Raw genomic sequence first — 12800 nt, 5'->3', positions numbered from 1 at the left:
CTCGCTCGTATCGTAACCGCTCAAAACAACTGTCAAAAGCCAGTCTATCCGATTGGGTAGATGAGCACCGATGATTAAAGCACTTTAGTCAGCTTAAACGAATGATGTCTAGAAATTAGAAATCGTCGTCATCCCAATCATCGCCATCTTCATCGAAGTTGTCGATATCATCCAAATCGTCTTTCAACTCTTTGGCCAGACGCTTTTCTTCTAACAAATTATCAATCAGTCGGCGCTTTTCGAGACTGCTTAGACGTGTGCGTACACTCGTCTCGGCTTCTTCGACCATCTTTGCATCATCATCGTCGACAAAATCATCATCAAAATCGTCGTCAATATCAGCGTCACTCATGACAAACTCCTATCATTTTTAGGCAAGGGTATTAAACATACAGTAATATATATATGCCTTATAAAGTCTCTACTGAATGTTGTCAATCCTTTTTCTCAATATGACCCATCTCATTTTTCAGACTGGGTCTGCTATATGACTCATATAGCAGACAATTGTACTGTAAATAAGCGAGTGCAAAATACGGCTAAGCATCAGTATATATTTAGTCTGCTACTCATCTTCTTCGATCATCAGTACCGCATTGCGAACGTCTGCCAAACGCTGAATCATCGAATCATTACCACCATCAAATATCGCACACTCACGCTCATAGACGGTGGTAGGTCGCATGATACTGTGTACTTGGATATGATTACTGATCTGTTTGAGGCCATTGTTTGGCAATAGAATCAATAATTGCTCTTTTTTACCAATGCTCTGTAATAAGTGAGTCATGGCCTCTGACTGCGCGTCATCACTCACACCTGCTTTTGCAGGTAAAGCAAAGCGCGACAACTCGATATGCTTATCATGAATAATTTTATTAAGCATCAAGTACAACTTGGCAAGCATCACCCCTGCCAGCGCAACTTTAGCATGGCTATTGTCAGCTTTTAGCACCACACTAGCGCCATTGTCTGCAAACTGCGCCTCATTCATGGCACTAACACCGAGCAGCAACGGTTGTTTGAGCAATTCTGTCACCGCTTGATTAAAGAGCTGTGTGCATAGCGCCAAATATGGCAAACGCTGGGCAGGTGCAAGGCGCTCAAGCATATTGAACTCATCATGAAAGACAATCTGTACTCTCACCTTATCTACGGAGCGTGTCGCAGATAGCTTGGATGATTGGTGGCCAGTCCCTGCACTATCGGTCTCAGTGGTATTACCCTCACCTGATAGACTATCTGCATCAGTATCTACCGAGCCGCCAGTCGCATCTGTGGTCTCTGGGTTTTGCTGCGTTCTTAGGTAGTCGTTTACCTCGTTTTGTACATTGAACTTACGCGCATTGGCGACCATGTCATCGATATCGCTTTCACCAGTAGCAGATGGATGACTGTCTACTGCGTCATCAGATGAGCGTTCAATATCTCGATTGTAGCCACGCTGATCGACTTGTGTATATTGCTCAATATATAACTCCTGGATATCATGGCTCAGCGCATTGATCTGCTCTTTGGTCGGGCGTGCCAAGTAGCCATACAGCAGCCAAAGCAATAAATGCAGCAGCATGGTGCCGATGACAAACGGCCATTGCATAGCGATAATCTCGCCTTTACTGATATCTTTCAATGTCAATGCCACGCTACCGATTACCGCATCGCCATTGGTCGCGATTTGACTAATGGTATCGCCTTGCTGCATCGGTGCATTACCGACGGGCACCAATATCTCATCGTTATTGTCTTTAATCAGTATCCGTGTCACGTCTTGCTCACTGGTATAGCGATTGGCAATGACACTGAGACTGACACGATCTTTGTTTTCTAACGATAGCCTTGCTTCATCAATCAGCTGGGCGACCATCTGCTCGCCTTTCAACGCACGACTGTTGCTCAACTGCTGGTCGGTACTGATGACCAATAGCAGCGTCTGCAAACAAAAACTAACCAAAATAATGATGGCAAACAACCCTTGCCGCGGCGCTAAATACGTCATGATATAGTAAACTTTTTTGGAGAGAAGAAATTAAAAAACGAGGCATTCGCTCATTTTTTGGCTGGTTTGATAAAGCTAATTTGCATAGATCAGATATCTATAAAGCGAGGTCAACGCAATCATTTTTCTATAGTACAAGGGATATAGAAGCGTGACTTTTTATCTTGTCCACTATATCACCATAACAAGCCTGATGGCGTGAGTCACTTTATAAATTTATCACAATGACGCGATGGTTTTTTTCTGATCATTTGCGCCATGATTGTGGTTTTTTTACGCCATTGATACTTTGCGTGTCATCTATAGGCGCTGCCCAGTAAAACTGTTATTATTCCCAATCTTATACGAGCATACAAGGGACAATTGAGCCATGCCAAAAAATACATCTTATTCGTTACCAAAAGACAGCAAAGCATGGCAGCAAGCCGTCGACTCTATTGCGGCATTATTACCTGAAGATACCAATTTGCAAGATTTTGATGCGCTACAGTCGCTGCCTGTTTTTGCGCTCATCGTTGTATTGCCGACTCACGTATCTACGCTAGATATTCATCAATATGTTCAGTCATGGGTTGATGAACAGCCGAACTGGCATTTGGTAACGGTCGCTGAAGACACAGACGCCAGTTTTGTCAATATCACAGTCTCTGATACAGAGCCAACGGCCGACGGTGCACAGCGCCTACCCTTTACCCATACTCAAGTATTCCGTTACCTGCTAGTCCCTGTCAATGACACGCTGATGCATCCTGGCAAAAAGACCGCTGCCGCGCACATCATTGATGATCAGCTAACCACACGCTTGCGTCGTGATTTGACGGAAGAGTACAACAATACGCGCAGTGCAGATAGTACTGGCAACATAAACGTCGTTGACTGTCATATCCTATCTGTCGGCCATATGCTACGTACTCATAAGCTTGCCTGCTTTGATATGGATTCAACTTTAATTGAACAAGAAGTGATCGTAGAGCTGGCAAAAACTGCTGGCATTGGTGACGAAGTCGAAGCCATCACTGAGGCCGCCATGCGCGGTGAGATTGATTTTGATGAGTCATTTGCTCAGCGTGTGGCATTATTAAAAGGCACACCAATTGACGTACTGGATGACATTTGTAGCCGCTTGACCGTCTCTGTAGGTGCGCGCACTACCATCAGTGCGCTAAAGGCGTTGGGATATCATACTGTGCTGGTATCGGGCGGTTTTACATACTTTGCCCGTTATATCGCTGAGCAGTTAGGCATTGATGAAGTACATGCCAATGCCCTAGATATCGACGAAGGTGAAGTCACCGGTCATGTACAGTGGCCTATCGTCAATGGTGACAAAAAAGCCGCTATCGTCAAGCACACCGCTGAGCGCTTGGGTATCGAGATGTCACAAGTGGTCTGCATTGGTGATGGCGCCAATGACTTGCCAATGATGGCCATTGCCGATCTAGGTGTCGCTTATCATGCCAAGCCCATCGTGCAAGCACGTGCCGATGCTGCTATCAATGTGACAGGACTTGAAGGCACGCTCTATGCACTTGGCTATCCTGCGCTGTCTGATACCCAATCTAATACTGGGTCTAATACTGAGTCTGACATAAAGCCTGATGCTGAGTAATTGCTAAACATATGAAACGATCTCATAAGCTGGATTAGTGCTTTGTCATTGATCTGGCTTTTGTGCTTTATGTGGTTTTATATTACTTTTGTATGGCAGTCTTACCATAGTGAGACTGCTTTGATGTTTTACCATGATGCATAAAACCCAATTTTAGATAACACTGATTCTTAAACGATAAAGGAATGTTTATGACGGCACCACAATCTCCACGGCCAAACCAGCCGTCAGTTCCGCAACCATCACAGCCATCAGACGTGAGCACTACTCCGACTCGTACTGACAGTCCAAAACAGCTCTTGGGGATCTATGTCAGAGGGATGGCCATGGGCGCTGCTGATATCGTGCCTGGCGTCTCTGGTGGTACCATTGCCCTGATTGCTGGTATCTATGAGCGTCTGATTAATGCGCTTGGTAGTATCGGTCCCAATCTTTGGCAGATATTTCAACAAGAAGGTGGCATCAAAGGTTTGCTCGCCGTTTGGCGACAGGTTGATGCGACTTTTTTATTGTGTTTGGTATTGGGTATTGCCACCAGCTTCGCTACGCTAGCCGGCATCATTAAGCACTTACTGGACAATGAGCCACTGCTCATTTGGTCGTTCTTTTTTGGATTGGTGGTTGCCACAGTATTTATTTTACTCAGTGAGATTGAGCGCTGGAATATAGGCCGTGCAGTACTGTTTGCTACTGGATTGGGCGCTGCAATGGTCATTAGCAGTTTGCCATTACTCACGACCACACCCAGCTTACCCTACTTGTTTTTTGCAGGGGCGATTGCCATTTGTGCGATGATTCTACCCGGTATATCAGGCTCATTTATTCTATTGTTGCTCGGCGCTTATGATACGGTGCTAGAAGCTGTCCATACCATGAATTTGAGTATTGTTCTTACCGTTATGGCAGGGATGATCACTGGGTTACTGTTATTCACACGCGCCCTAAAGTGGTTGCTATCGCGTTACTATCAAGCCACTTTGGCCTTACTGACAGGCTTTATCGCAGGCTCCTTGATAAAAGTATGGCCATGGAAAGTAGATGCCTTAGGTGCTCTAGATAATGAGGCCGTCAATAATGTCATGCCATGGCAGTATCCTACTGGTGCACACTGGCTAACGACCATCGGACTGATGCTACTCGGGGCGATTTTAGTATCGTTATTATCTTGGTGGGGCAATCGTGCCAATCGAGTTTAACTCTTCAGCAAACCTGTCGCCTCTGCCTGTTAGTTGACACTATCTTGTCAAACCCAATCAAACTCCTTCTACGCTCTAAAATAAGCGCCGTTCTTTACGGCGCTTAGCCTATCCTCTCGCCATCAAAAATTGCAAAAACCATCCAAAAAACTAAACGTCAACGGTTGTCGTAAAGTCGCCTCTCCCCTCTTTAGCTTTGTCCAACAACCTCTCATAATAACTTTATTGGAATTCACCTTATGAATAGCGAGATGAATGATGTTATTAACTATATTTTCTTTTGTTGGTGTTGAGGCGTGGGGCGTTATGGCATGGCTCGGCTATGGATTGCTGGCAGGACTGGTCGTGGCCCTTGCTCTATCCTCGCAGCGTTGGCTATTGCTCTATCTGTTTGGCGGTATGGCCTACTGGTTGGCTGTCGAAGTCGTTCAAAACGTTTTGTCAGGTAGCCCTATGTTCTCTGAGCTGTCAGAGTGGCATCGCTATGTCATCGCGATGGGTGTGAGCTGGCTGCCGCTAGCGGGCTGGGTACTGTACCGAGCGTTACGCTATGATGATGTCAGTCAGTCCGTGCAGCAGCAGCGTGCGCTAGAGGCCGCACGCTATATTGAGCATACGCCCGTTTATGACGATGATTACAAACCGCGATTTCATTAATCCTGCCTGACCCTTCTTTCGATATTGCTTTTATCACCATATTATCTTTATGGCTGCTATCACTATAATATCGTTGCTGAGATATCAGGCTTAGCAACGAGTCATGTCATAACGATATCAAATGTTACAAGATGCTTAACACTCTCTACTTAACTCCTAAAGAGTTCAGGTTACTGCATGGTTTATAATTGGGTTATATATTTGTCATAAGAATTGGTATAAAGTACGCCTTATTTTTATGCGTCATTTTTTAGGAGTTTTACTATGTTCACAGTTCCTGTGTTAGACATCAAATCTGATCCATTAGACGCTTTGTTGGCAGTCGTTGGCTATCGTTTATCAATGCTAGCTGATAGCAACGATGAAGCTGTTCAAAAGCTATTCGCTGATCGTGCGGTCACGATCGAATTTGCCAGCACTGAATCTGAGATTGCTCGTCATTTTATTTTTGATAATGGTCAGTTTAGTCAGCAAAGCGGTCATGCGAAAACAGCAGACCTTACGATTACCTTTAAAGACTCTATGACTGGCGTCAAACTTTTGACCAAAGGCAGCTTGCCAGCATTTATGACTGCAGTACAAGAAGGCAAATTAAGCATTGAGGGTGATTATAGCCTCATGATGTGGTTCAATAAATTGGCCAAGCATATCGTGCCGACTATTCCAGAAGAGTGCAAACCGTATCTGGACAAAGCCAAGCCTTATGCATATAAAGCACAGAAATTCGCTGAGCATTGGGTTGGTGTTGCTAAGCACAAACTGGGTAAATAATTCGCTATAGATGAGAGATGTATTAAATGGAATCAAGAGGTGCGTTAATCAGTAGTCATTGATACAATAGATGGATAGTTACTACTTATATACGCCACTGTGATATTTATACATACTCTCCAGCAGTGTTCTGATTTTCTAAAAAGGTTACGGTATACTATATCGCAGCCTTTTTTATTATTTTAAAAACACAAAAACATTTAGATGTACCCAATACCGTTATAAAAGGATTTATCTCATGGCAGGATTACTTAACATCTCAGAACCCAATGCCGATAGCCACGCTCAGACACTCAATCATCAAAACAGTAGCGATGATTTTTTGGCCAGTTTAACCGATGCCAGCCAACCAACTCCGCACAAGCATAGCCGCGAAGAAATCGCCGCACTGTTTGATTTGCCATTGATGGATTTGTTGTTGCAAGCACAGACTGTTCACCGTGAGCATTTCACAGCCAATGAAGTACAGATTAGTACGTTGTTGTCGATTAAAACAGGTAACTGCCCTGAAGATTGTGGCTATTGCTCACAGTCAGGTCATCACCGCGACACCACCAAACTACAAGCAGAAAAACGCATCGAAGTAGACAAAGTCATTGCCGCTGCCAAACGTGCCAAGAATAGTGGCTCGTCACGCTTCTGCATGGGTGCGGCATGGAAACATCCAAGCGCAAAGGACATGCCTTACGTGGTTGAGCTGATCAAAGAAGTCAAGGCATTAGGGCTTGAAACTTGTATGACGCTCGGTATGTTAGATACCAATCAAGCAACGCAGTTGGCGGATGCCGGATTGGACTATTATAATCATAATCTAGATACCTCGCGCAGCTATTATGAGCAAGTCGTCAGCACGCGCAGCTATGATGAGCGCTTGGATACGATAGACAATGTGCGCAACTCAGGCATCAATGTCTGTAGCGGTAATATCGTTGGTATGGGCGAAAGCCGTGATGACCGTATCGATTGGGTACATGAACTGCTAAAAATGCCAAAAGCCCCAGAGTCTATCCCAGTCAATCTACTCGTACCGATTAAAGGCACACCGATTGGTGACAAAGTATTGGCCGAAGGTCAACTGTCTGTACTTGAATGGATTCGCACCATTGCCGTGTCGCGTATCTGCTGCCCAACCAGTTATGTGCGTCTGTCTGCTGGTCGCGAGAGCCTATCAGACTCTGAGCAAGCATTGGCCTTTATGGCAGGTGCCAACTCGTTCTTTTATGGTGATAAGCTACTGACAACCGGAAACTCCAGTCAATCGGGCGATGACAGACTCATGCGTGAGCTTGGCTTAACCAAACAGTTTGCTGCCCCAAGAGCGCCAAAAGTATTGCCTGTACTAGATGCGATGAGTGGTCATCAAACACAAGTGGTATTGGCAGACTAGTTTGACGATGTGCAGCGCCTGTTTATCAATAATCTGCATGTAACTTGTCAACATTTAGCCCCTATAAAAAGCATATGAAAATAAGCCTATGGTGTTTCCTCATTCCAAAGGGCTAATAACAAGAGATTGAGTCATGGCAGATTATTTTAACTGGATTAAAGCAGCACACATCATCTCGATGGTCTGCTGGTTTGCGGCGATATTTTATTTGCCGCGTCTGTTTGTTTATCATGCGATGAGTGATGATACCATCAGCCAAGAGCGCTTTACCATTATGGAGCGTAAGCTATATCGCGGTATCATGACGCCAGCAATGATAGCGACATGGATATTTGGTCTATGGATGGTTGGGCTAGGTTGGGATGTGTACAAAACCCAAGGCTGGCTACACATTAAGCTTTTACTAGTGATATTGCTATCCGGCTATCATGGCGCTTGCGGACTGTATCGCAAAAAACTGATAGATAATCCACACTATAAATCGCATAAGTTTTGGCGTTGGTTCAATGAAGTGCCAGTCTTTGCCTTGGTGATTATTGTCATTTTAGTCGTGGTAAAACCTTTCTAAAATTAGCGCCAAAACTAGCAGAATAATTGATACTGACAAATCAAAAGCGTCCGTCACTTTTATCAGTGACGGACGCTTTTTTTATCACATTATGTGGTGCTGGGGATGCTTAGACACTAGGACGCATAATCTGATAGACATTGCTCACATCATACACGCGATAACGGGCCGGTTCGCGGCGGTTTTCGCCAGCATAACTGAGTATCAGTGCTTGTTTGGCACGCTCATCGACCCAGCCCACAAACAGCCCACTGTGCTCGACGCCATTGTAACCATGATTGATATAATAGAGCCAATCCCCAACTTCAATCTCGCCACTATTAGCATAAGGGCCTTGACCATAGGTGCCTTTATGGATGGTATCGCGCGATACCCCCGCCCGATTGAACACTGCATTTAGATAGTCCCAACAGCCACCTTTGATGATGGTGCGCTCGTTGAGCGCCATTTTACGCGCCATACTCACCACTTCACGTGCAGCCTGACTACTTTGTGTCTCCGCACTGCTCAGTAGCGGCAGATATTCACTATCAACGTTGTCATAATTCCCTGATAAAAACGCAGGCAATACTGATGGATACTGACGTTGTACCTCAGGATAGCGATAAGTAATACTGGTCGTAGATTGAGCCGACTTCTGAGCAATGAGTGCGCTCATGCTGTCTGCATGGACTTGGCTTACCGCGCTACAAGTGAGCAATAATAAACTGCAGGATGTGGCAATTGATGGCATAAATTTAGACATAGAGATAGGCAAACGCGACATGACTGACTCCCGGTCAATGAACGTTCACTGACGGTATGAATAATAATGAGGATGAAGTGTTGCACTGTTACTTATAAACCATTTAGGCACAAATCTGCAAGTATTATTCACCCAACATAGGCGATAACTGGCATCAGAATACTGATGAATGGTAAAAGCAGATAGAGGATGTGGGAGATTTGGAGGAAAAATATTTGAGATATTAGAGCAGGTTAATAAATTGGTTAATGTAATTTTTCATAGCACTAACTGTTGGATGTTAACCTGTGAATGAGTAACTTACTGACCGCTATTCATTTTAATATTGACATGACGTTTGCTAAGCGCTTGCCCTTCTAGGATCGCTTTGGCGGCTTTTGCTTCTTGAACACTCTCAAAACCATTTATATGATATTTATGTACATTACTGCTATCGGTAATCTGTAATTGATCGCCTATCAGCACTATCTTGTCACCATCAGCCAAATGAATATGATCTCGTTTGCCCAGATTGTCATGCACCAGCTCACCTGCACGTACCCACAATGTACCACTACAGATCATACCGCTCATGGCTTTTTTGTGTTTCTGGCGCTGTTTATTAAAAATAAAGCTGCCAATAATAAGCAGTGCAAGGGCACCAATGGCCAAACGTTCAGACAATAGACTCATTGCCATCGCAACTGCCACCGCCCCTATCAATAAGGCAGACCCAAACCAAAACATCCCGTTATCACCAGCGTTTGGCTGACCCTGTAAGGTGATTTTTGCGCCATCATCAGTCAGCTTGAGCATGCATTCTTACCTATTACGAGATGTGAGGATAATTGTCTGTGAAAAAACTGCCTATCAGGAACCAACAGGCAGTTATTAAATCTAAAGATAAAGTACAGTATGCAGTGAAAACTGACTACCAGCCAAGCGCAGTCTGTTGCATCTTAATGAGTTCAGCAATGCCTTTTTCGGCCATTGACAGCATGGCATCTGCTTGAGCGCGCGTAAATGGCTTTTCTTCAGCAGTACCTTGTAGCTCAATGAACTCACCTTTTTGGGTCATGACGACGTTCAAATCTGTATCACAGCTAGAGTCTTCTTCATAGTTCAAATCTAGATACGCCTCGCCATCTTTCATACCGACAGAAACCGCAGCTACCAATCCAATGAGAGGATCGGCTTTGAGCTTTTTGCTCTTTTGAATCGTCTCTAATGCATCAATCAGCGCAATTGCCGCACCAGTGATACTCGCAGTACGAGTACCGCCATCCGCTTGCAAGACATCGCAATCAAGATAGATAGTGTTTTCGCCAAGCTTACTCAAGTCAATCATGGCACGCAGACTACGACCGATCAGACGCTGAATTTCTTGGGTACGACCAGACTGCTTGCCGCGGGCCGCTTCACGTTGGTTACGGGTATTGGTCGCACGTGGCAACATACCATATTCGGCAGTGATCCAACCTTTACCTTTGCCCTTGAGCCAGCGCGGTACACCCGACTCGACACTGGCCGTACATAGCACTTTGGTGTCGCCAAAACTGACCAATACTGACCCTTCAGCATGCTTGGTATAATGGCGCTCAAAGCTGATCGAGCGAAGTTGGTCAAGCTCACGATTGTCAATACGCATAAAAATTCCTAGTACGGTGTTATAAAAGCCATGTCAAAAAATACGCTATTCTTGATCCGAGGATTAACCAATAGGCATTTAGTAGACTAAAATCTTAAGATATCCTAACGTGACAGCGGCGCAATAGCAAGATTCACTCACGCTATTACGCCGCTGCGTTGGTCAAGTTTGATACTAAATTTATTCTAACCCTTCCATCTTACGCAATTCTTTACGCAAGATTTTACCCACGTTCGATTTTGGTAATTCGTCAACGAACTGTATGTGGCGCGGGCGTTTATAGCCAGTCAATTGTTTTTTGCCATAATCAAGCAGCTCTTGTTCTGTGACGTCGCCCTTTTTGACCACAAACAATTTTGGCTCTTCACCGCGATCATCATTAGGAATACCAATCGCACCGCACTCAACGACTGCTGGATGCTCGCTCATCGCTTCTTCAATCTCATTTGGATACACATTGAACCCAGAAACTAAAATCATGTCTTTTTTGCGATCGACAATTTTGATAAAGCCTTTTTCGTCCATAATACCGATGTCACCGGTTTTTAGATAACCGCTAGCTGTAAAAGACTCAGCTGTTTCTTCTGGACGGTTTTGGTAACCAATCATGACCTGTGGACCTTTTACGCAGATCTCACCACGATCGCCCATCGCCACTACATTTTCGTCTTCATCGATGAGCACAATGTCAGTACTAGGCGCAGGAATACCGATTTTTCCAGTAAACTCTGCAATGGTCATTGGGTTAAAGGTCACAACAGGTGAAGTTTCAGATAAACCATAGCCTTCAACGATTGGCAGACCAGTGATTTTATGCCACTCTTTTGCCACGCTAGGTAGCACTGACATACCACCGCCGATAGAAGCTTTTAGATTAGAGAAATCCAAATCGGCAAAACTGTCTTTGTGCACCAAACCATTGAACAAGGTATTCACGGCAGGAATAAAAGCAGGTTTGTATTTGCCCATTTCTTTGATAAGCCCATCAAGATCGCGCGGGTTTGGAATGAGCAACCCTGCATAGCCTTGATACATGCTGCACATACCACACACCATAAACGAGAAAACATGATATAGCGGCAATGCAGTCAAAATAACGTCTCTGCCATCGATATCATCATCGAAGGCACTGTTCATCAACGCGCTGACCTGTAGCATGTTGGCGACTAGATTACCATGAGACAGCATCGCGCCTTTAGCCACGCCTGTCGTACCGCCTGTGTATTGTAGCAATGCCACGTCACTTAGATTCAGCTCAGGGCGCTGGTATTTGCTGGCTGAGGCTTCGTTTAATGCGTCTTTAAAACTCACACTGTTTGGTAAGCGATAAGCAGGAATCATTTTTTTGACATGACGAGCAACGAGGTTGACCACGGCTCCCTTGATCGTTCCTAGCATGTCGCCAATTTTACAGACGATGACATGCTCAACTTGACCTTTGTCTTCCGCATCTTGATACGTTTTTGCAAAGTTCTCAACGATGAACAATGCCTTGGCACCACTGTCATGCAATTGATGTGACAACTCGCGACTGGTATATAACGGATTGACGTTGACCAGTATCATACCGGCACGAATGACCCCCAATGCTACTATCGGATACTGCAAAAGGTTGGGCATCATAACCCCAACTTTATCGCCTTTGACCAACCCTGATGACTGCAGATAGCTGGCAATCTGACGACTGTACAGATCTAGTTGCTTAAAGCTAATAGACGCGCCCATGCAGATATAAGCTGTTTTTTGTCCATAACGACTAAAGTTACGCTCGAACACATCAAGTAAAGACGTACTATCCTCGGGCATCTCAATAGTAGCATCGATGTCATAACGCTCATAAGCACTCAGCCACGGACTGTCGCTTGCGATGGTTGGCATCGTGGGAAATGCACTGCTTTGATAAGCATTGCTGGCTGCATCAGCTTTGCCATCAGTCGCTGCATTATTTTCTGTCGTCTCTTTATTGATATTGTCCGTCATAATTTTCCCTAAACGTTACCGTTAAAAACATAGAATACTTTAATAAAAACACCATTATTTTTTATGATTCATCAATGATGGCAACATCTTGTGAATGAGAAGCCGTTGAATAAAACCGGCGTATCATTCACAGATTTTTAATCAAAGAGGTGTGTGAGATTCATATCAGATAGGCCGCCCTACATAAAACCAAATCACAGATTAGATATATCACAATAATGTGTCAGCCATACAGACCAAAATCATCAATTTTTCAGGTATATA

12 protein-coding genes are annotated in these 12800 nt (G+C 44.5%); 6 read left to right on the top strand and 6 right to left on the bottom strand.

Going from position 1 to position 12800, the window contains the following annotated elements:
* Positions 1-115: 115 nt before the first annotated feature.
* Both IP510_RS09615 and IP510_RS09610 read right to left on the bottom strand, forming a co-directional pair.
* The gene (locus IP510_RS09615; RefSeq protein ID WP_057761656.1) at positions 116-352 is read right to left on the bottom strand and encodes a PA3496 family putative envelope integrity protein; all 237 of its coding nucleotides are present in this window, start codon (positions 350-352) and stop codon (positions 116-118) included.
* A 213-nt stretch (positions 353-565) separates the two neighbouring features.
* The gene (locus IP510_RS09610) at positions 566-1996 is read right to left on the bottom strand and encodes a hypothetical protein (protein WP_194364574.1); all 1431 of its coding nucleotides are present in this window, start codon (positions 1994-1996) and stop codon (positions 566-568) included.
* A gap of 370 nt (positions 1997-2366) precedes the next feature.
* Here IP510_RS09610 and serB point away from each other — a divergent pair, with 370 nt between their 5' ends.
* The 6 genes from serB (at position 2367) to hemJ (ending at position 8184) form a co-directional block, all read left to right on the top strand.
* Positions 2367-3605 (top strand): phosphoserine phosphatase SerB, encoded by a 1239-nt coding sequence (gene serB, locus IP510_RS09605; RefSeq protein WP_194364573.1) that lies wholly within the window; start codon positions 2367-2369, stop codon positions 3603-3605.
* A 191-nt stretch (positions 3606-3796) separates the two neighbouring features.
* Positions 3797-4801 (top strand): DUF368 domain-containing protein, encoded by a 1005-nt coding sequence (locus IP510_RS09600; protein ID WP_194364572.1) that lies wholly within the window; start codon positions 3797-3799, stop codon positions 4799-4801.
* A gap of 255 nt (positions 4802-5056) precedes the next feature.
* On the top strand, positions 5057-5458 hold the full coding sequence (gene aciT, locus IP510_RS09595; RefSeq protein WP_227669640.1) for an AciT family ciprofloxacin tolerance protein: 402 nt from the start codon (positions 5057-5059) through the stop codon (positions 5456-5458).
* A 264-nt stretch (positions 5459-5722) separates the two neighbouring features.
* A complete protein-coding gene (locus IP510_RS09590; RefSeq protein WP_194364571.1) occupies positions 5723-6229 on the top strand; it encodes an SCP2 sterol-binding domain-containing protein in 507 nt (168 codons plus the stop codon).
* Between the two features lie 238 nt (positions 6230-6467).
* The gene (gene bioB, locus IP510_RS09585) at positions 6468-7616 is read left to right on the top strand and encodes a biotin synthase BioB (RefSeq protein ID WP_194364570.1); all 1149 of its coding nucleotides are present in this window, start codon (positions 6468-6470) and stop codon (positions 7614-7616) included.
* A gap of 133 nt (positions 7617-7749) precedes the next feature.
* On the top strand, positions 7750-8184 hold the full coding sequence (gene hemJ / locus IP510_RS09580; protein WP_194364569.1) for a protoporphyrinogen oxidase HemJ: 435 nt from the start codon (positions 7750-7752) through the stop codon (positions 8182-8184).
* 109 nt (positions 8185-8293) lie between these two features.
* On the opposite strand, the gene IP510_RS09575 is transcribed toward hemJ, so the two are convergent.
* The 4 genes from IP510_RS09575 to IP510_RS09560 all read right to left on the bottom strand — a co-directional run bounded on the left by IP510_RS09575 (position 8294) and on the right by IP510_RS09560 (position 12536).
* Positions 8294-8950, bottom strand: coding sequence for a hypothetical protein (locus IP510_RS09575; RefSeq protein WP_194364568.1), 657 nt, complete (start codon positions 8948-8950; stop codon positions 8294-8296).
* A 279-nt stretch (positions 8951-9229) separates the two neighbouring features.
* Positions 9230-9724, bottom strand: a complete 495-nt coding sequence (locus IP510_RS09570; RefSeq protein WP_194364567.1) for a hypothetical protein — start codon at positions 9722-9724, stop codon at positions 9230-9232.
* 115 nt (positions 9725-9839) lie between these two features.
* Positions 9840-10556, bottom strand: a complete 717-nt coding sequence (rph, locus tag IP510_RS09565; RefSeq protein WP_194364566.1) for a ribonuclease PH — start codon at positions 10554-10556, stop codon at positions 9840-9842.
* Between the two features lie 180 nt (positions 10557-10736).
* Positions 10737-12536, bottom strand: a complete 1800-nt coding sequence (locus IP510_RS09560; RefSeq protein ID WP_194364565.1) for an AMP-binding protein — start codon at positions 12534-12536, stop codon at positions 10737-10739.
* Positions 12537-12800 lie beyond the last annotated feature (264 nt).

It is taken from the genome of Psychrobacter sp. NG254, from assembly GCF_015277735.1.
Taxonomy (GTDB): Bacteria; Pseudomonadota; Gammaproteobacteria; order Pseudomonadales; family Moraxellaceae; genus Psychrobacter.
The sequence above is the reverse complement of the archived record's forward strand: the minus strand, read 5'-3'. Positions and strand labels throughout refer to the sequence as shown.